Origin of the sequence: Lactiplantibacillus sp. YT640, from assembly GCF_049745435.1 — a bacterium.
In the GTDB taxonomy this organism is placed as follows: domain Bacteria; phylum Bacillota; class Bacilli; order Lactobacillales; family Lactobacillaceae; genus Lactiplantibacillus; species Lactiplantibacillus plantarum.
Window position 1 is genome coordinate 32,359 of sequence record NZ_JBMNVY010000017.1, and the last position, 21,020, is coordinate 53,378.

Here is a 21,020-nt window from a genome sequence, read left to right on the forward strand (position 1 = left end):
ATTGGTCATTATTTCAAATACTTATCTTTTTTACCTTTACCCTTGAATATTCTCCCAAGGACTTGGAAAAATGTCAGTGATTTTACAATTCGATCAGGCTCAATATATTGCCGAACGGCCCGTAACACTTTTTTAGGGTCCTTAGCTGAAAAAGTGATCATACCATTACGTTTCGTCTGAAAAGAGAACCGTGGAATCCAGCGGCCACCAAACATTACGGATACAACTACATATTTCACCTCAGTCCAAGGAATTTGAATAAAATTACGAACATTGCGATCATCATAAAATTCAAAACCATTATCACCGACCATGATTTTGCCATAATCAGTCAATCCCATGTGCGAATTGCCGTTCGTAACTAAATCAACCTTAGTATTAATTGATTGCACCATACTAACCCCTCCTCGTATCCATTCTCATACCGATTATACGGCGAGTCTCTATGTTATGCAAAGCACGCTTGTAAATAAAAAGGATGAGCTCCCACGAGTCCATCCTTTAAATATGACACAAGCAAGTATTACATCCAACCAATAACGTGCAGCAGAACCCCAAACACGAAGAGGCCTAGAATGATAACGATTGGTGAGACTTTCTTCTTTAATAACCACATGCAGAGGAAGGTTAATAACAAGGCCATTAAGCCTGGAATTAATTGATCCAAGTTGTCTTGCAAAGTGGTTACCTTGTATTTGTCAAGTGAACGACCGGCAGCTTGCTGTGTTAAGGCTTCCTTAACACCAGAAGCACCCTTTGGTAGTTTATCCCAATCAATGTACGACCCAGCTTGTTGCTTAATGGTCGAAACCTTAACCGGACTGAAGTCCACCTTAACCCACCGTTCAATCAATGCCGCTAAGATAAACATCCCCAGCATGGAGGCGCCACGGGTAATATCTTGTAAAATACCACCAGATAAATCGTCGGTAATCTTAGAACCGGCTTTGTACCCAAATTCTTGAGTATACCACATGAAGCCCATCCGAATTGCATTCCAAACAACGAAGTATAAGATTGGTCCAACAATACTACCAGAAATAGCCAACGATGCAGCTAAGGCACCAACGATAGGCTTAACCGTGTACCAGAACACTGGGTCCCCAACACCGGCTAAAGGTCCCATCATACCAACTTTAACCCCTTGAATCGTAACGTCATCAATAGGTGCCCCATTGGCACGTTCTTCTTCAAGCGCTAAGGTAACACCAATAACTGGTGAAGCCACGTATGGATGGGTATTGAAGAATTCCATGTGACGCTTCAAAGCAGCAGCACGGTCTTCTTTAGTTGTATATAATTTCTTGATTGCTGGAATTAAAGAATAAGCCCAACCACCGTTTTGCATACGTTCGTAGTTCCATGAACCTTGGAGGAACGTTGAACGCCACCAAACATGCAGACGATCACTTTTACTTAATGTTACTTTTTTAGTAATATTTGTAGTTTCAGACATCTCAGTTTGCCTCCTTCTCTAATACTTATCGATAATGTCGCCAACTGGATCACCAGTATTAGCGCCACCGCCGTTGCTACCAGAGTTACCTTGCTTGGAAAGTGCCAAGTACATTAAGGCTAAGGAAATCCCAATTGCACCTAAACCAATCAAAGTAATTTCACTGATTGCGGCTAAAACAAAACCTAAAGCGAAGAATGGCCAAACTTCACGAGAAGCCATCATATTGATAACCATTGCATAACCAACGGCAACAACCATACCACCACCGATTGATAAACCATCAGTTAACCAACTAGGCATAGCATTTAACATTGCTTTCACTGGCGTAGCACCAACGGCTAAAATCAAAGCGGCTGGAATTGCAATCCGAAGTCCTTGCATACAGATAGCAACCCATTGCCAGAAGTCAATCTTGCTAAAGCTACCTTCTTCAGCAGCACGGTCCATGATGTGAACAATCCCAGTTGCTAACGTACGAGCAATGATCGTTAAAAGTAAACCAGCAACGGCCAAAGGAACGGCAATCGCAATAGCTGAGGAAACCCCGGCACGGCCTTGACCACCTAAAACTAAAATAATTGCAGATGCAATTGATGCTAACGCAGCATCAGGTGCAACGGCGGCACCAATGTTGGCCCAACCTAAGGCAATCATTTGTAAACTCCCACCTAAGATAATACATGGGACCAATTGTCCGGTTACTAATCCGATTAGGGTACATGCAACAACTGGTTGATGGAAGTGGAATTCATCCAAAATACCTTCCATACCAGCTAAAAATGATACAAGTACGACTAAAATCACTTGAATTACGTTCAAATTCATGATTTAATCCTCCATCTTTTCTGATATTCTTGGAACTATTTTTGTTCCTTCAACATATTTTCAGCTTTGTTCAAAATATTATCCATATTTTCCTTACTATCACTTGGAACCTTCCGAACATCAAATTCGATGCCATCTTGTTCAAGTTTACGGTAAGTGTCGATATCATCTTGATCAAATGCCAAAACCTTGTTTGGTTGAACTTTACCAGCCGAATGGGCCATTGACCCAATGTTCAATGTCTTAATTGGTACACCGCCCTCGATTGCACGTAGCGCATCTTGTGGCGTTTCGAATAAGACCAATGCTTTTTGACCACCAAAGTGCTTGTCGTCTTTAGCAATCTTAATCATTTGAGCAATTGGAATAACGTGAGCTTTAACACCAGAAGGCGCTGCTTGCTTGATCATGTTAGTCCGCAGTTCGTCTTTAGCAACGTTATCAGACGCAACAATGATCCGAGTCGGGTTAACCGTCTTACTCCAAGCAGTGGCAACTTGTCCATGCAAGAGTCGCGAATCAATCCGTGCCAAACCGTATGTTAACGTTCCTGGCCGACCAGCGTTATTGTTAGTCGTTGCAGCGGCAGCAGCCTTTTCTTCCTTAGGTGCTAATGCTTCAGGACGAACCTTCACGCCATCCTTAGCAGTTTCAATGATATGCGTGGCAATTTCGTGTGCCGAATCCATTGAAAGTCGTGAAGCATACGCTTCAATTAACATTGGCAAGTTCAAACCGGCAACGATTGCCCATTTGTCCTTGTGTGCTTCAAACAAGCCGTTAACTTGATTGAATGGTGTACCGCCCCAAAGGTCGACTAAGAATAAGACTTGCTCTTGATCGTCGAATGAAGCAATGGCTTTTTCCAACTTAGCCTTGATGTCGTCAGGGCCTTCGCTAGGCATCAACGTAACGGCTTGAACGTTTTCTTGTTCGCCGAAAATCATTGATCCAGATTGATAGATGCCTTTAGCGAATTCGCCGTGACTAGCAATGATAATGCTTACCATCTTTGTACCTCCTATTTTTTCGTTACAGTCATATAAAACGAATAAATAATATCTAAATTGCCTGTAACTATTTATGCTTTTGATACTGTAAGCGCAATCTTTTTCGCACTCACTTATATATATGCAAATTCCGTGCCAAAATACACTAAAGCTAAAAGCCCTTATTTCAGGCTCAAAGTTGATACACTAGCACGATACAGTATTAAAAACGATTATTTTGTGTGTCAAATAGCGTATTTTTAATATAAAATTATGAAACAGTAACTAATGTTAACTATGGTATCAATTTCTTAATAGCTCAGTGCCCGACGACCATTTAATTGCCACATCGTCTCAAACGCTTGGTTACCCATCTGTCCAGATTGACCACGCCAAGGATCATTGTACCTAATAGTTGCCGTTGTATATCCAGTGAGCGTCACTGTATGACTCGCAAAACCATCGAGTCCCTGAACCCAAGCGACTACCGGATGACGTTTAGCGAGCTGTGCTTTAAGTCGTTGCAGGCCCACCCCGCTGAGATCTACAGCGGACGGCAGATAGTGGCGGATCGTTGGTAACAAGCCTTGGGGGTAGATGTAGAGACCAATACCGTAAGCCGAAGCAGGATCACCAACAAAACCAGTGTTAGGATTCGAACTGCGCGGCACGTGGCTGGCAAACTGTTCCTTATTAATATTAACGCCGGCATACTGCAGCATCATGGTAGTCGCTGTCATCTCACACCCCGTTGGCAACTCCGGTAGCTGGTCAATCAGTGGTACCCGCAGTTGAACCGACGCCGTACTGGCGGGTTTTAGCTGATTAGCAGCTATCCAGCCGCTCTGCTGATAACCATTATGCACATAGTAGAAGCGTTGGTAATGCCCGTTGCGATAAATATCAGCTTGCTCAGTACGCGTCCACTGTGTATGCTGGTGATACTTTAAATGTAAATTAACACGCAATTGGGCACGCTGATGACGCACGACGGTTAAATGGTAACCGACACCGTTCTGACTATTCGTCTGATAGACCCGCGGCTGCACCACCTGAATCCCTGTAATCGGATAAGTCGTTACGGCCGCTTGTGCGGGGTAAACCACGCCACTAACCAGCAAGCCGCCCACCAAGATACGCCACCACCATCTACTCATTCTAATCAATGCCTGGTCCTCGCCTTCTCTTAATATCGTAATCAGTAGATTAACCGTTTTCATTATAATGCTGGTAATCATGAGATTAAACAATAAGGTACGGCAAATTTGGTGAACATAGTTGAAGTAGTTGGCAAAAAAGCAAGCCTGGAATAACGTGACCAGTCCAATTTACCGCAACAAAAAAAGAATCGACCCTTCAAGGCCTAACCTATCGAAATCGATTCTTATATTCGTTAGTGCGGCCAAGAAGATTCGAACTTCCACCGGGTTAACCCCGACAAGATCCTTAATCTTGCGCGTCTGCCAATTCCGCCATGGCCGCATCACAACTCACAAAAAATATTATAACAAAATTTTGCGAGTCTGACAAGCTTATTTTAAGATTTTTGTACTTTTACACCAGTTGCATCCATTGGCAATAAGAATAATTGGCCGGTGAGTGTTGTATCTTGGCTCAATTGTGCCTGCAACGTAGCGAGTTGACCGTAATCACCCAAAGTAATCACCGTCGGCCCAGCACCACTCAAATAAGTCCCCGTTAATCCCAGAGCATGGGCATGGTCTCTAACCGTTTGTAGTGCCGGCACTAACTTAGCCCGATACTGTTCATGGAACTGGTCCTGTTCTAGCAGCGGTAACGCCACGTCCCAATTTTGAGTTGCTAGAGCAGCCACTAACGTATTTGCCACACTACTACCAGTAACGGCTTGGTGGTACGCCAATTCAGTTGGCAAGGCTTGGCGACTGGCGGTCGTCAATAGCGGTTCGTTAGGCACGTAGACACTTGCAAAAAGCATCGGTAACGGTAACTTCACCGCACGGACGCGTCCATCAGTGTTCGTCGCCACAACCAAGCCTCCTAATAGGGCTGGTGCAACGTTATCTGGATGACCCTCCAGTTGAGTGGCAACTTCCAGTAGCTCAGCAGAAGAGCGCGTTGCGCCGGTCAATTCGTTTGCCAGCACTAAGCCGGCTACGATGGCCGTCGAGCTACTACCCAATCCGCGCGCTAACGGGATTTTTGAAGCCATCTGTAAATGCTGTGGTTGTAAATCTGGTACCAAATGCAACGCCGTTTTAATAATTAAGTTGCGTTCATCCGTCGGCACATCCGCCCCAAAGGGATGGTCAATCTGCCAATGGTCACTAGGTTGCAACACTTGTAGCGTTAGTTGCATGTCCAGCGCCAGACCGATTGAATCAAAACCGGGACCAAGATTAGCGGAAGTCGCCGGAACCGAAATCGTTAACATGTCCTCACCTACGCATTCTTTAAAACTTTATAACTCGCTAATAGTTGCATATTCTCTTGTTCACCGATTTCACGAGTGATATCTGCTAACTGTTGATCATTCATGGCATGGGTAATGATCACAACACGAGCGTTGCCGTCACCTAATTGATTTTGAATGATTCGACTAAATGAAACTTCTGCGCGGGTCATAATCGCCGTCAATTTCATCATCATCCCCGGCACATCACGCATCTTCAAGGCAATAAAGTGAGGATACACAACATCTTCAGGCGTTGCTAAGACTGTCTCCTGGCGATAAGAGTTAAACGTGTTACCAGTCGTATTCAACGCAATATTTTTCGCAACCGTTGTAATATCACTCAGCACACTGTTGGCGGTCGGGAGTTCTCCAGCGCCGGGACCGTAAAACATCGTGTTCCCCACAGCCGTTCCCGTTACCATTACAGCATTATTCTCATTTTGTACCGTGGCAAGTGGATGTTGATCAGAAACGAGCACAGGCCCGACTGATACCGCAATGCGATCGTCAATTTCTTCCGCAATCCCGAGTAATTTAATCGTATACCCAAGCTGATGAGCTTCCGCAATATCCTCTGGGCTGATTTTCGTAATTCCCTGAACTTGAACGTGGTCGAGGGAAAGACTCATCCCAAAGGCAAACTGCGTTAAAATAATCATCTTGAACGCCGCATCAAGGCCTTCGACATCATTAGTGGGATCACTTTCGGCAAACCCCAAGTCTTGTGCTGAGCTCAAGGCTTGATCATACGACCAATGCTTAGTCAGCATCTGCGTCATGATGTAATTAGTGGTCCCGTTGACGATTCCCATGACCCGTTGAATCCGGTCAGCGGCGAAACTATTATCAATCGTCCGTAAAATTGGAATCCCACCAGCAACACTAGCTTCATAGAATAAGTCGCGATGATTTTCACGAGCAATCTGAACCAACTCCCGGCCATATTGCGCAATCAAGTCCTTATTGGCCGTCACCACGTGTTTGCCAGCTTGCAAGGCTTGCGTAATATATTCCTTCGCCGGATGAATTGAACCCATCACTTCGACCATAATTTGAATGGACGGATCATCAAGCAGGGTCGCGATTTGGTCGGTCATCTGAACGTCCCCCAAATCAACTTGTTCGTGCTTTTTCAAGTTGTGGACAACTACGCAGGCTAGTTCCAACTTACGACCGGTAATTTCTGAAATCTTTTCCTGATGCGCTTGAAGCATTTTTACAACGCCGGTCCCGACTGTGCCTAGTCCGACCACACCAATTTTAATCGTTTCCATCTTAATCCCTCCATATCAATAGTTAAGCTAATTCTATCGGAAGCGTACCACTTTAGCAAACCTTTTCAGACTAATTTAATTGGCCCCTGACAACGACCACACGTATAGCGGCGAGTGTCCATGCGGCGCTTGCGGTAATACCGCCGGCCACACCGTTGGCATTCATAAATATACCGATACGGCCGGGCCGTCGCCTGCTTCGGCGCTGGTGCATAGCGCGAGCCACCCATTTGCGCGAGTAATCGTTTAAAGTCTGCATCACGATGCCGATATCCCCGCTTAGTCAAATGTAAATGATAATGGCACAATTCATGCTTGATGACGCCAATCAAGGTGGCCTCATCAAAATCAGTCAGCATCTTCGGATTGATATCAATATCATGCGAGGCCAACTGATAACGACCACCCGTCGTTCGTAACCGAGCATTAAAATAAGCGCGGTGCTGGAACGGACGGTGAAAATCACGCATGGAAATGGTCGCAACGAGCTGCTGTAACTCTAAATCAGTCATTATGCTTCAGCCGGTGCAATCATCGTCAAAGCGATGCGCTGCCGCTGTTCATCAACTTCTTCGACCCACACCGTTACGATGTCGCCAACTGCCACCGCCTGACGCGGATCTTTCAAGAACTTATCCGTTAGTTTGGAGACATGTACGAGGCCATCTTGCTTGACACCAATATCCACAAACGCCCCAAAGTCGACCACGTTGCGGACGGTTCCTTGCAACTGCATCCCTGGTTTTAGATCACTCATCTTTAAAACGTCTTGCCGGAGTAACGGTGCGGGCATCGTATCACGAACATCACGCCCGGGCTTTTGCAAACTACTAATAATATCCTTTAAGGTCAGTTCACCGACACCGGTGCTGGTCGCAAGTTGCGCTAAATCTAATTGATTCAACTGTTGGGCTTTAGTCGTCCCAACGTCCGTCGCCTTCAATCCAGCCGCTGCCAATAACGCTTTGGCTGCGGGATAACTTTCTGGATGAATATCCGTGTTATCAAAAACATTCTTGCCGTCAATGATTCGCAGGAAGCCGACCGCTTGTTCATAAGCTTTCGGTCCCAACCGCGGCACTTTTTTCAATTGTGGTCGGCTCGTGAATTCGCCATTTTCATCCCGATAAGTAATCACATTTTGGGCAATCGTGCTGGATAGCCCCGAAATATGCGTCAATAGCTCCGAACTAGCGGTATTCAAATTGACCCCAACTTGGTTAACCGCGGTCTCAATCACCGTATCCAGCTGCGTTGTCAATTCCTTCTGGGGCACATCGTGCTGGTATTGCCCCACTCCCACTGACTTCGGATCGATTTTGATCAATTCTGCCAGTGGGTCTTGTAGTCGCCGGCCGATACTGATCGCACTACGTTGTTCAACGTGTAGCTCAGGAAATTCAGCACGCGCCTTAGCACTAGCAGAGTACACGGAAGCCCCGGCTTCGTTAACGATGACATAATAAACCGGTCGGGTCATAGTCTTCAATACCTGTGCCACAAACTCCTCGGATTCGCGGGAAGCCGTCCCGTTACCAATCGCAATCATTTCAACATGATACTTCTCTAAAAAGGTTTTAAACTCACCCGCAGCAGCTTCCCGTTTGGCAGTTGGAGCTGGTTTGTGTGGATAAATCACAAGTTTATCTAAGAACTTACCATTCGCGTCCATCACGGCTAATTTACACCCCGTCCGGTAAGCAGGATCGAACCCTAATACCACGCGACCCTTTAATGGTGCCTGCATTAATAAGTGGTACAAATTATCGCCAAAGACTTTGATGGCCTGTTCATTGGCAGCCGCACTCAATTCGTTGCGAAGTTCACGTTCGATGGCTGGGCCAATAAAGCGTTTGTAGGCATCCTGATAAGCAGCTTCTACTAGTTCAATCGCTGGGCCGTGGTGCTGACCAATAAAGCGAAAATGACAATACCGGTCAATTCCAGCACGATCAACATCAATGCTGACTTTCAATACTTTTTCGGCTTCCCCACGGTTGATAGCCAGTACCCGGTACGGTACCATCTGCTTGATGGGACTATTAAAATCATAATACTGTTGGTAAACACCTTGTTCATCGGCTGCTTTACCCTTGGGTTTCACTTTTGCGACTAGCAAGCCCCGGTCACGCGTATAATTCCGGACCCAGTTTCGTAAACCGGCATTATCACCAAAGGCCTCAGCCAAGATTTCGTGAGCTCCAGCTAACGCGGTATTCGCGTCTGTGATGTCCTGCGCTTCGTTCACAAACTGCGCCGCGTGTTCCTGAATACCACTTGCCGGAAAACGTAATAACCAAGCTGCTAACGGCTCCAGTCCAGCATCTTTCGCAATCGTTGCCTTCGTACGTCGCTTCTGTTTGTACGGTAAGTACAAATCTTCGACATCTTGCAACTTGTCAGCTTTTTCAATGGCTTGCTTTAAAGCCGGCGTCAAGTGATCTTGTTCAGCGATCAACTTCATCACATCTGCCTTACGACTCTCTAGACTCGCAAGCCGATCATAGTTATCTTTAATTTCGCGAATTTCAACTTCATCTAAGTTACCGGTACGTTCCTTTCGATACCGTGCGATAAACGGAACGGTGTTGCCTTCGTCCATGAGTCCGAGAACCGCTTTGATCTGTTGCGGTTTAAACTTCGTCAGCGTTTGATCAACTAACGTTAAAATCTGATTATCCATTATTTCACCCAATCTTTTAATCTCATTACATTATATTATACGCGTTTTACTCCGGTTTCCGCGCCGAATGACCATCTGAAAATTGTCGTTGACTGTCACTACCAATCGAAGCCATTACCGATACTGTTCACACATTGGTTGTGAGCTGGAAAAAACCAGCCCATTAGGCTAAACGAGCACGGCGCGGCCGCACAGTTGGCTGCCCCGCAACCAACAATAAAACGCTCGGCAACGCATAAACGTTACCGAGCGTTTTATTAGTGTGCTAAATCCAATCACCCAGATTAGCGCTCCTACATGACTGTATTCATGATCCGTTGCACGTTATTTGAAACGCGGCCCATTTCAGTCTCTTGATCCGTTTCAGCCTGATTAAAAGCAGCCACATCAATCGTTTGATCGTCGATGTTCATGCTAGCCGTCATGGCCGCACACGCATTCGTGTAGGCTTCGTATGCTGCTAACAAATTACGATGCCGCCCCATTAACCGTGCGGGTACCGCAACTTTTTTCAACTGTGCCAAATTTTGTTGATACTGTTCAGTACCATCGCTAAATTCCATCTGAATATCATTGAATTCAGCTGGAACCATTTTGGCAACTGCGTCATTATCAATGGCCTGACGTAGTTTTTCAAAAGATGGGTTTAATTCTTCCCCCATTTTTTCAGTACTTTCGATAACTTTAGACAGTACTGGCATATACGTTTGAATCGTTGCTTTTTTCATGTACAAACTCTTTTCTTTAAATTAGTTAGCCTTATTTTACCCCTAATGGGTGGGTTATGCGCGCCGCATGTGTCGACGTTGGAAGAACTTAACAAATTCAACAATCACGACCATCGATAAGGAAGCTAAGGCCACGATTCCCCATTGGTAAGCATCCAAGTGACTCACGTGGAATAACCCATTCAGACCGGGAACGACGATTGTCATCGCCAGCATCACAAATGCAACTAGAATCGCCCAATTAAAGAACTTGTTTCGGAACAAGCCGACCGTAAACAACGATTCATGAATAGATTTGGAATTAAACGCGTGGAACAACTGAATCAAGCCAAGGGTCGCGAAAGCCATCGTTAACGCATCAGCATGAGCTAATGAGGCCGTTGCGTGAACCGGATACGTCAAAGCTAACCAGTACACGAGCAACGTAATGCCACCTTCCAGTAGCCCTTGATAAATAATACTGCTGAAGACCCCACCTGAGAAGAAATTAGAATTTCTCCCGCGCGGTTTATGCTGCATAATGTTCTTTTCAGTTGGTTCAACGCCTAAGGCAATTGCTGGCAAGGTGTCGGTCACTAAGTTGATCCATAAGATATGCACTGGTGCCAAGATTTGCCAGCCCAACATCGTCATCACGAACAAGGTTAAGACTTCCCCTAAGTTCGCTGACAAAAGGTACTGAATCGCCTTTTGAATATTGGCGAACACTTTTCGGCCTTCCTCGACAGCAACCACGATCGTGGCGAAGTTATCATCAGCCAAGACCATGTCACTAGCCCCCTTGGAAACTTCCGTCCCAGTGATTCCCATACCAATACCGATATCAGCAGCCTTCAAGGCGGGCGCATCGTTGACCCCATCACCAGTCATAGCAACAACTTTGCCTCGTTTTTGCCATGCGTTCACGATTCGAACTTTGTGTTCAGGCGCCACCCGGGCATACACCGAGTAATCGCCGACCTTTTTGCCGAATTCCGCATCACTCATTGCATCTAACTCGGCACCAGTAATCACAGCGTCATCTTCGCCAGCGTTAATGATACCAAGACGGACGGCAATTGCTTCGGCGGTATCACGGTGGTCACCCGTGATCATCAACGGCCGAATTCCAGCTGATTTAGCTTCTGCAACGGCTTGCTCAACTTCTGGCCGTTCCGGATCAATCATGCCGACCATCCCGGCAAAGACCAGGTCATTTTCTAACGTCTCCGTATTAACAGTCGTCGGAACCGTGGTGATCACTTTATAAGCAAATGCTAAGACCCGTAAGGCTTGCGTTGCCAATTCATGATTAACAGTTAGAATCTGGTCACGGCTTGTCTTGGTTAATGGCTGAACGTCACCGTTACTTTCAATCTGAGTGACCCGTTTGAGTAATTCATCAGGAGCCCCCTTGACGGCTACTAAGAAGCGACCATCTTCTAAGGGGTGCACCGTCGACATCAATTTACGTTCCGAATCAAAGGGGACTTCTGTTACTCGGGGGCGGTCCGTCAATAACTGATCGACTGGATAACCCTGATCCAAATTATATTGAATCAACGCTGTTTCCGTTGGGTCACCTGCTAACCCATCCGGCATGATCTTCGTATCATTACTTAAAATCATCACTTGCGCTAAATGGCTATCAAGCGGCAATTCAGTAGCGCGCGCGTCCACCAGTTCCTGGTTGACGACCAACTTTTCAACGGTCATTTTGTTTTGCGTCAACGTTCCGGTCTTATCAGAGGCAATAATATCGGTACTTCCCAACGTTTCAACTGCGGGTAATTTTCGTACTAACGCATGCCGTTTGGCCATCCGCTGGGTTCCTAACGCTAACGTGATCGTAACGATTGCCGGCAACCCTTCTGGAATTGCGGCCACGGCTAACGAAATCGCCGTCAATAACATGTTGATCAAACTCTCTTGACCACGCAGCATTCCGATACCAAATACCACTGCGGCAATAACTAAGATTAAAATCGTCAGCGACTTACCTAACTGTGTCAAGTTCGCTTGCAGTGGTGTGGTCATCTCATCGGCCGCTTCAATCATGCCGGCAATTCGACCTACTTCAGTCTGCATCCCAGTCGCCACCACAATCCCAGTGGCCCGACCATACGTCACGTTACTATTCATGTACGCCATGTTTAACCGGTCCCCGATTGGTAATTCCCCATCGGCAATCATCTCCGCCTGCTTCTCAACTGGGACAGATTCACCCGTCAGCGCCGATTCTTCAACCTTCAATGACGCACTCTCAATTAATCGTAAATCCGCGGGAACGATATCCCCGGCTTCTAGCGACACAACATCCCCAGGAACCAACGCGTCACTCTTGACCGTTTGCAGCTGACCATCCCGTAAAACAGTCGCGTCCGGCGCTGACATTTCCTTCAACGCGTTGATGGCCTCTTCCGCTTTCGATTCCTGGAAGACACCGAAAATCGCATTTAATACCACCACCAATAAGATGATAACGGCATCGACGGCTTCCCCAGTAAAGGCGGCAATCAAGGCGGCCACTAACAGGACGATAATCATGAAATCCTTGAACTGCGCAATAAATTTTTGCAACAAGGAAGTCGTTTTTTGCTGATTCAACGCATTCGGCCCATATTGTTCTAACCGTTGCGACGCAGCACTTTGCTGTAAGCCGTGTTCATCAGTGCCTAGTTCCTCATAAACGGCGGATAACGCTTGTTGATACTTTGGTTTTGTACTCATCGTAAGCTCCTTTTCTGGCATCCGAGCCCCACTCCCTAACTGATCTCCAGATAGAAAATGAGACTCATGTATGCACGCAAAATTGTGTGAACATACATAAGTCTCACTATTTAAGACAATACCGGATTGGCTTCTTGCTGACGATATTGCCGCAGAATATTTCTGCTAGTTACTCCCTTATGATTGTATCGTAAGAATACCAGATTCCATGGGAGCTGTCTAGCAAAATAATCGCTTTGACTACCTCTGCATTCGCCACAGCACTTGGATATTCTCACATTAAGCGTTTACATATTTTAAACCATTCTACCGCTTTTCCACCAATCCCACCAATATTACGGTAGTCACCATAAAATTATGTGACTATGCAAAAAGGCGACCTGAAGCTGAATAATCTTCAAGTCGCCTTTTTAATTAGGTTAGCCGTAATCCTAATCGATTATCAGCTAACTAGCTTATTTCCAAAAATCATCAAACACAGTGATGGCCGCGTGGCGTTTGTGGGCAGTCTTTAAGTACCACGCCTCAATCTTTTCGGCCGCAGCATCGCTGACCGTCCGGCCTTCCAAGTAATCGTCGATGTCGTCGTAACGAACACCTAACGCGACTTCATCAGGTAATGCTGGCCGATCTTCTTCCAAGTCAGCGGTCGGGACTTTGTCATACAAATGCTTGGGCGCATCTAAAGCGGCCAGCATTTGTTTACCTTGACGCTTGTTCAATCGCCATAGTGGCACAATATCCGCACCACCGTCACCGTACTTGGTATAAAAACCAGTAACAGCTTCGGCTGCATGGTCGGTTCCCACGACAGCACCGTGCATTTCACCGGCAATCCCATATTGCACGATCATGCGTTGGCGCGCTTTAATATTGCCCTTGTTGAAATCATGAATCGTCAATTGGTTAGCTTCCAATGCAGTTACCATGGCATCCGTAGCCGGTTGAATATCCACCCGATCCGTCACGTCGGCTTGCATAAAATCAATCGCTGCCATCGCATCCGCTTCATCCGCTTGATTGCCATATGGTAACCGGACTGCGATGAATTGATAGCGATCATCACCCGTTTCCTGCCGCATTTCGGTAATGGCCATCTCCGTCAATTTTCCAGCTAACGTGGAATCTTGACCGCCAGAGATGCCAAGCACATAGGTCTTCAAAAAGGTATTTTTAGTTAAATAAGCCTTCAAAAAATCAATACTTCGACGAATCTCAACTTCTGGATCAATCGTTGGTGCAACGTGTAACGCTTTAATAATCTCAGCTTGTAATGGCCGCATTAGTAAGCTTCCTCCTCATCTTTATGGTTAACGTGGTCTCTGACCGTGTTAATAATATTCATTTTATGATCATAAAGTTTTTGTGACAAGTCGACCGGGTAATCCTGAGGGTTTAAATCCCGCTTGTATTCGTCCCAGAGTGCATCTAGACTTTCAAATGAATACTCCTTGATTTCATCTAACGTTGGTAAAGTATAAACTTGTTGACCGCGGTCATAGATGGGAACCAATAGTGGTCGCGCATCAAAATCACTGACCGTCTTATTAATATACGTATAGCTTGGATGGAACATGTAAATTGATTCTTCGTTGCGCGGATCTTCATCGTACAACGTCACATAGTCACCTTCTGACTTGCCATCCGCACGCTTCGTAATCCGCCAAACTTGTTTTTGACCAGGCGTTGAGACCTTTTCCGCGTTATTTGAAAGTTTGATCGTATCAACCATCTGATGATGATCATTCTCGATCGAAACCATCTTGTACACGGCCCCTAACGCGGGTTGGTCAAAGGCCGTGATTAGCTTCGTCCCAACACCCCAGACACTAATTTTAGCACCTTGCATCTTCAAGTTTTGGATCGTTTTTTCGTCCAAATCATTTGACGCATAAATCTTGGCATCCGGAAAACCAGCTTCGTCTAGCTGTTCACGCACGCGTTTTGATAAGTAAGCCATATCGCCACTATCGATACGAACCCCTTGGAAATTGATTTTATCACCCATTTCCTTAGCCACTCGAATCGCACTCGGCACCCCGCTACGTAACGTATCATACGTATCCACTAGAAAGACACAGTCATGATGGGTCTCCGCATAGGCCTTGAAAGCTTGATAATCGTTTCGATAAGTCTGCACGAGCGCATGCGCATGGGTCCCGCTAATCGGAATACCAAAAATTTTGCCAGCCCGCACGTTACTCGTCGCGTCAAAGCCACCAATATAAGCCGCCCGGGTTCCCCAGATGGCCGCATCAAACTCTTGCGCCCGCCGAGTACCGAATTCTAGTAAGCCATCTTCACCGACAACCGATTTAATGCGCGCCGCTTTAGTCGCAATCAACGTTTGATAATTGATAATATTGAGTAGTGCCGTTTCAATTAACTGACAAGTGGCCAGTGGTCCTTCGACTTGTAACAACGGTTCATTATTAAAGACCAAGTCCCCTTCACGAACCGCACGAATCGTCGCATCAAATTTGAAATTCGCTAAATAATCTAGAAAACCGTCTGAGTAGCCACCCAGTTCACGTAAATACGCGATGTCAGTTGCCGTAAAATGTAAATGATTGATATAATTAACAACTCGTTCCAGACCCGCAAATACCGCGTACCCATTTTGGAACGGCATCTTACGAAAGAACACTTCAAACACCGCATGTTTGTTGTGAATACCTTGTTCCCAGTAGGTTTGGATCATATTAATTTGATAAGCATCCGTATGCAAGGTAAAACTATCATCCGGATAGATTTGCGTCATGAGTATAATTCTCCATTTCGTAGGTAATAACCGTGTTTACAGTAAGTTAAGCTTATTTTAGCATTTTTTATAAAAGAATGCGCTTAAGCATCCAAAAAGTTGCAGAATTCCTTGATTTACCTATACTTTAATTATGATTAGAAAGTGAGGTCGCTTATGTCAGTCCCTTTTGACACGGTTAACATCTTAAACGTGCCGTTTATCAAGACAACTAACGCTGGTTTTGTTCAGCAACTTCAAACCGATATTCTCGCGCATCGCAATCGCTTTGTGGTGACCGCTAACCCCGAGATCTTAATGTACGCTCGTGAACACCCCGATTACCAACAGGTGTTAACGCAAGCGGACTATATCACGCCAGACGGCATTGGCGTCATTCAGGGGGCCCAGATTCTTGGCACACCACTCCCCGAACGGATCACCGGCTATGACACCCTTTTAACACTACTAGAATGGGGTAGCCAACAGCACCAACGGATCTTTTTGTTAGGTGCCAAGCCGGCCGTGTTAAAGCAAGTGACCACGATCGTTCAACGAGATTATCCCGGCATCGTTGTCGCGGGTGCCCGTGATGGCTATTATGACGACGAACAAACCGTTGTCGACCAAATCGTGGCCGCGCAACCCGATATGGTCTTCGTAGCCACTGGTTTTCCTAAGCAGGAATTTTTCATCGCCGAACACCGCCAACGCCTCGATGCGCTCTGGATGGGTGTCGGGGGTAGCTTCGACGTAATTGCAGGCGCGGTTAAGCGGGCGCCGTTATTTTGGCAAAAACACCACGTTGAATGGCTCTACCGTCTGATTCAAGAACCAAGTCGTTTCAAGCGGATGCTCGTGTTACCCCGCTACTTGCGGTTAGTTAAAAAAATAGCGCGCCAGCAAGCCCATTAACTGGCAATCATTACCAGTTATAAGCCACTGCGTTACGATGACAATTGCTTTTGTGCGTGTACCCAGTCTTCAGTCATAAATCCAAAAATAGCTCACCTAGAATAACATCCTAGGTGAGCTATTTTTGGTATCACCACTCTAATCAGGTGCCCAGCACCCGACTGACTGGTTATTTTTCAAGATAAAACTCAAACCGGTTACCAACGTACTGGGTCCGCACGTATTCAAACGGTTCGCCGGTTTGCAAATACGAAATCTGCCGTAACCGTAGCAACGCATCGCCACGCCGGACTGACAAGTATTCTGCGATACGCTCAGAAGCAGACATCGCCGAAACAGTCTGTTGAGCCTTACCAGGCACTAAACTTGCCTTCTCTTCCAACGTCCGATACAACGAACTCGTAATTTCGTCCTTGGTGAACTGCTTGACGAGTCGTTCTGGAACTGTTGCGACCTCAAAACAAATTGGCACATCATCACCATAGCGAATTCGTTCCATCCGTAGAACTTGTTCGTTGGCGCCTAACGCCAACTTTTCGCTCTCAGATAGCGACGGGCTCGTCACGTGATATGAAATCGTCTTACTTGATGGGACCTTACCCTGGGCCAGCATTAGATCAGTAAAACTGGTGACACCGGACATTTTTTCTTGGACCTTCTGATTCGCGACAAACGTGCCGGCACCGACTCGCCGCTCTAATATTCCTTCGTCAACCAATGTCTGGATTGCTTGTCGAAGGGTCATCCGACTAACATCGAACTGTGTAGCCAGCTCCCGTTCAGACGGAATCCGGTCACCAACGGCCCACCGACCTGCTTCAATCGCCTGCTTAATTTGGTTGTGGATTTGAATATAAATTGGCGAACTCATGGTACTCATCCCTTACTTCTAATTTATTTAGCTGCTTTTTTACCGTAGCTATATGTTGCGACTAAATCTTGATTGCCATCTAAGATGTTGATATCAGCATCTTTACCGGCTTCCAATGTTCCTTTCTTAGTCAACCCAAATTCACGTGCTTGGTTGACAGAAGCCATCTTAACCGCTTCAGCAATGCCGCAACCGGTGAACTTCTGAATGTTCTTGAAGGCATTAATGAATGTCAGGACAGAACCAGCCAAGTTACCTTCTTCAAGACGTGCTTGACCATCCTTAACAATCACTTTTTGACCACCTAATTCACTGATACCGTCGGGTTCACCCTTGGCACGCATTGAATCAGTCACCAATTCGATCCGGTCAACGCCCTTTTGTTCGTAAGCGAGCTTGATCATGTCAGGCACGATATGGAACCCATCACAGATCAATTCACAGTACATGTTGTTTTCAAGCATGGCATGACCAGTAACACCTGGTTCACGGTGCTTGAATTCACGTTGCGCGTTGTATAAATGCGTCACGTGAGTTGCTTTACTTGCTAATAATTGTTCACGAGTCGCGTTACTGTGGCCCACTGAAGGCACAATGCCACTTTCCAAGCAGTACTTTTCAAATTCACGCGAACCAGGATCTTCCGGCGCGTAAGTAATCAACTTAACCCGACCACCCGACAACTTGTTCCAGTTGTCTAATAAGTCAACGTTAGGATTCTTAATGTACTTTTCAGGTTGGGCACCCTTAAACGTCGCCGAAATGAATGGGCCTTCCAAATGAACCCCTTGGATAACCGGATTTTCATCGGCGGCCTTGTTAATACCGGCCATCGAATGATCTAAGTTTTCGTTGGATTGCGTCATGGTCGTACAGAAGTATGACGTAATACCTTCGCGGGCAACCATATCATTAACCATTTCGTTAATTTCAGCTGGATTCCCGTCCATTGAATCAAAACTATAACCACCATGGCTATGAACATCAATGAAGCCCGGTACAATCGTTTTGCCACTCACAAATTCGATATCATCATCGGGTTGGGCCACGTAGTCATCCATTGGACCAACCGCTTCAATTTCCTTACCGAAACGAATGTAGCCGTCATCGATCTTTTCTAGACCAGTATAAATGATGGCATGTTTTAACACTTTGCTCATGAACAATTCCTCCTTGGATTTATCTGGTTTAATTATAATCGGTATAGACCAAACTTGCAACCACTAGCACCAAGTAATTTAAGATTCGCCAAGTTCCTTCGCAATCGTCGCATCAATTCCCTTCACCACTGCGGTCATAAAGCCGGCCTCTTCCATGGCCAGTAATCCAGCAACCGTCGTGCCACCAGGTGAAGAAACTTGATCGATCAGGTCAAACGGAATTTTATCAGAAGCTAAAACATTCTGCGCACTGCCCAGCGTGGCCTGCGCCGCAATCTTAGTCGCTGCATCCTTGCTCAAACCGTGCTTGACGCCTGCGCGGGCCATCGCGTCAATAAAGAAATAGATGTAGGCCGGCGAACTACCTGCTAAGGCTGAAAAAGTTGGAAAATCTTTCTCAGCGATGGCACTCGTGGCACCAATCGCATCGAATAATTGTTGCCCAGCCGCATATTGCTCTGGTGTTAAGGCATCATTACCAACCAACGCCGTCATCCCGGCACCAATCGCCACATTCACATTCGGCATGATTCTCAGAACGGGGAGATCAGGGACAACCGTGGCATAATCGGCCAAACTCAATCCTGATACCATTGTAATAACCCACTTGCCCGTTAAAGCTGCTTGAACTTCTTTTAATGCGGCCAACGCAATGTTCGGCTTAACTGCCAAAACGATAACGTCAGCAGCTTGTGCCACGGCCAAATTAGTGTCACAGGCCTGTAGCCCATTTTTTTGCGCATAAGGTTGATAACTCGCAGCATGGGCACTGTGAATATAAATATCTGCTGGGACGACCGCTTGTTGTTTTAACCACCCATCAATAATCGCGCGGCCCATGTTACCGGCACCAATGAATCCGATTTTCATCCGTAAAACGCTCCTCTGACTTATAATTTATATCATTAACCACTAACCGATTAACGGCTAGGCAGGATTAAACAGACATTCCCGCTTACTCTTCTACTATACCAATATTTGTGAAACTGTGGGTAATTAATCACTTCTTTCAGCTCAACTTTCACTATCAACAAATAAATATCACGAGCCACTCTATTAAGGTGATTGCTTATCAATACTGAAACCAATTGATTAATCTATTAATAATCGGCCTTCAATATGTGCGAAGCTCGTTGACAGGTCTGCTTGAACAAGCTAATGTAAACAGCAATCAAACACAGCGTTGCTTCCGAACACGGCTGTCTAAAAACAACTAAGGAGTGTTTCACTATGAACCAGAACAACCATTTCCGACTCACCTTATCAACCCTGCTGCAACAATGCCAGCAAGACATCACTAGTCTGCCCACGGCCATGCGCGCCGTCTTCAGCTGGCAACGGGGACTTAATGAATTAAAGACGCTTCGCCGCACCACTAAGTTGATGATGAGCACGATGCTAATCGTGACCATCATTGGTTTTATTCTGGGTCGCGATTACAGCCTACATGGCTGGATTGGCCTATTGACCGGGATTACGGTCGTGATTAACTTAATTCTGGTTGATCAAGGGCGACTGACGAACTATAGTTGGGGCATTATTGCCTGTGCGGCTTGGCTTACTACGGCCATCACCAATCGGCTGATTGGTGACATTGCGTCGCAATCATTTTACCTTATCATGCAATTTGTCGGCATCACCGTCTGGCATCGTAAAATGGCAGCGCAACCCGATGCCAGCGAACTGACTGGTCGTAAATTGAGCAAATTAGCCGGTTGTGCCTGGTTCGCGTTAGCCGTACTCGTCTACGCCATTGTCTTACACTTTAGTAAACAACTTAACGGTAACCAAATCTACCTGGACGCGACCCTGTTACCACTTGGGATTGTCGGTAGTGTCCTCATGGTCAACGGTTATCGTTCCCAATGGGTTGCGTGGATCACACTCGACGTGATTAACGTTATTATCTGGTTCAACCAATTAAAAGGCTTCAGTCCTGCAGCCGCCTCAATGTTAGCATTGCAACTAGTGATGCTCGCTAACGCGTTATATGGTGCCTACTTGTGGTTCTTCGGTCAAAACACTCAGCAAGATAAACTAGATACACATTAAGCAAGCTAACTGGCAATCAAAACCAAGCACTAATCGCTTCAAAGTTAAACACATAACTTTGAAGCGATTTTTTATTTGGGTTACCGTTCGGGTGGCTACATCCTTATCTGAAAAATGTCTATCAGTTTACATTTAGCGACGAGTTTGTTTAAGTTAGAACTAATTAACTGACTATTGAGGG

The 21,020-nt window shown here is 46.0% G+C and carries 18 protein-coding genes and 1 tRNA gene; 2 read left to right on the forward strand and 17 right to left on the reverse strand.

Annotated features, from left to right (window positions below):
* Positions 1 to 8: 8 nt before the first annotated feature.
* The 14 genes from ACOV1R_RS10815 to ACOV1R_RS10880 form a co-directional block, all read right to left on the reverse strand.
* Positions 9 to 395, reverse strand: coding sequence for a DUF956 family protein (locus ACOV1R_RS10815; RefSeq protein WP_003640911.1), 387 nt, complete (start codon positions 393 to 395; stop codon positions 9 to 11).
* 128 nt (positions 396 to 523) lie between these two features.
* Entirely contained in the window at positions 524 to 1,456 is a 933-nt protein-coding gene (locus ACOV1R_RS10820) for a PTS system mannose/fructose/sorbose family transporter subunit IID (RefSeq protein ID WP_015379845.1), read from the reverse strand.
* Positions 1,457 to 1,474: 18 nt separating this feature from the next.
* The gene (locus ACOV1R_RS10825) at positions 1,475 to 2,284 is read right to left on the reverse strand and encodes a PTS mannose/fructose/sorbose transporter subunit IIC (protein WP_015379844.1); all 810 of its coding nucleotides are present in this window, start codon (positions 2,282 to 2,284) and stop codon (positions 1,475 to 1,477) included.
* Between the two features lie 35 nt (positions 2,285 to 2,319).
* Positions 2,320 to 3,294 carry a mannose/fructose/sorbose PTS transporter subunit IIA gene (locus ACOV1R_RS10830; protein ID WP_015379843.1) on the reverse strand — a complete coding sequence of 325 codons (975 nt, stop codon included), beginning with the start codon at positions 3,292 to 3,294 and terminating at the stop codon, positions 2,320 to 2,322.
* Between the two features lie 290 nt (positions 3,295 to 3,584).
* Entirely contained in the window at positions 3,585 to 4,439 is an 855-nt protein-coding gene (locus tag ACOV1R_RS10835; RefSeq protein ID WP_021357534.1) for a C39 family peptidase, read from the reverse strand.
* Between the two features lie 231 nt (positions 4,440 to 4,670).
* Positions 4,671 to 4,755 (reverse strand) — tRNA-Leu (locus ACOV1R_RS10840).
* A gap of 55 nt (positions 4,756 to 4,810) precedes the next feature.
* Positions 4,811 to 5,686 (reverse strand): homoserine kinase, encoded by an 876-nt coding sequence (thrB, locus tag ACOV1R_RS10845; RefSeq protein ID WP_003640906.1) that lies wholly within the window; start codon positions 5,684 to 5,686, stop codon positions 4,811 to 4,813.
* Positions 5,687 to 5,694: 8 nt separating this feature from the next.
* Positions 5,695 to 6,981, reverse strand: coding sequence for a homoserine dehydrogenase (locus ACOV1R_RS10850; RefSeq protein WP_003640905.1), 1,287 nt, complete (start codon positions 6,979 to 6,981; stop codon positions 5,695 to 5,697).
* Between the two features lie 65 nt (positions 6,982 to 7,046).
* Positions 7,047 to 7,493 (reverse strand): SprT family protein, encoded by a 447-nt coding sequence (locus ACOV1R_RS10855; protein ID WP_021357495.1) that lies wholly within the window; start codon positions 7,491 to 7,493, stop codon positions 7,047 to 7,049.
* Positions 7,493 to 9,664: a Tex family protein gene (locus tag ACOV1R_RS10860; RefSeq protein ID WP_128485122.1), complete on the reverse strand. Its 2,172-nt coding sequence runs from the start codon at positions 9,662 to 9,664 to the stop codon at positions 7,493 to 7,495. The genes ACOV1R_RS10855 and ACOV1R_RS10860 overlap by 1 nt, the downstream gene beginning before the upstream one ends.
* A 293-nt stretch (positions 9,665 to 9,957) precedes the next feature.
* Entirely contained in the window at positions 9,958 to 10,392 is a 435-nt protein-coding gene (locus tag ACOV1R_RS10865; protein WP_003640902.1) for a hypothetical protein, read from the reverse strand.
* Positions 10,393 to 10,446: 54 nt separating this feature from the next.
* A complete protein-coding gene (locus tag ACOV1R_RS10870; protein WP_128485123.1) occupies positions 10,447 to 13,101 on the reverse strand; it encodes a cation-translocating P-type ATPase in 2,655 nt (884 codons plus the stop codon).
* 455 nt (positions 13,102 to 13,556) lie between these two features.
* Entirely contained in the window at positions 13,557 to 14,384 is an 828-nt protein-coding gene (gene nadE / locus ACOV1R_RS10875; RefSeq protein WP_003640900.1) for an ammonia-dependent NAD(+) synthetase, read from the reverse strand.
* Positions 14,384 to 15,862, reverse strand: coding sequence for a nicotinate phosphoribosyltransferase (locus ACOV1R_RS10880; protein ID WP_003640899.1), 1,479 nt, complete (start codon positions 15,860 to 15,862; stop codon positions 14,384 to 14,386). Before ACOV1R_RS10880 ends, nadE begins: the two co-directional genes overlap by 1 nt.
* Before the next feature lie 156 nt (positions 15,863 to 16,018).
* Between ACOV1R_RS10880 and ACOV1R_RS10885 the strand changes: the two genes are divergently transcribed.
* Positions 16,019 to 16,756: a WecB/TagA/CpsF family glycosyltransferase gene (locus ACOV1R_RS10885; RefSeq protein WP_003643865.1), complete on the forward strand. Its 738-nt coding sequence runs from the start codon at positions 16,019 to 16,021 to the stop codon at positions 16,754 to 16,756.
* Positions 16,757 to 16,925: 169 nt separating this feature from the next.
* Here the strand turns inward: ACOV1R_RS10885 and ACOV1R_RS10890 are convergent, their stop codons facing one another.
* From ACOV1R_RS10890 to proC, 3 genes are all read right to left on the reverse strand, one after another.
* Positions 16,926 to 17,627 (reverse strand): GntR family transcriptional regulator, encoded by a 702-nt coding sequence (locus tag ACOV1R_RS10890; RefSeq protein ID WP_003640897.1) that lies wholly within the window; start codon positions 17,625 to 17,627, stop codon positions 16,926 to 16,928.
* A gap of 23 nt (positions 17,628 to 17,650) precedes the next feature.
* Positions 17,651 to 18,787: an N-acetylglucosamine-6-phosphate deacetylase gene (nagA, locus tag ACOV1R_RS10895; RefSeq protein WP_021357175.1), complete on the reverse strand. Its 1,137-nt coding sequence runs from the start codon at positions 18,785 to 18,787 to the stop codon at positions 17,651 to 17,653.
* A gap of 78 nt (positions 18,788 to 18,865) precedes the next feature.
* Positions 18,866 to 19,657 carry a pyrroline-5-carboxylate reductase gene (gene proC / locus ACOV1R_RS10900; RefSeq protein ID WP_003640895.1) on the reverse strand — a complete coding sequence of 264 codons (792 nt, stop codon included), beginning with the start codon at positions 19,655 to 19,657 and terminating at the stop codon, positions 18,866 to 18,868.
* Positions 19,658 to 20,017: 360 nt separating this feature from the next.
* On the opposite strand from proC, the gene pnuC reads away from it, so the two are divergent.
* Positions 20,018 to 20,839, forward strand: a complete 822-nt coding sequence (gene pnuC, locus ACOV1R_RS10905; RefSeq protein ID WP_003640894.1) for a nicotinamide riboside transporter PnuC — start codon at positions 20,018 to 20,020, stop codon at positions 20,837 to 20,839.
* Positions 20,840 to 21,020 lie beyond the last annotated feature (181 nt).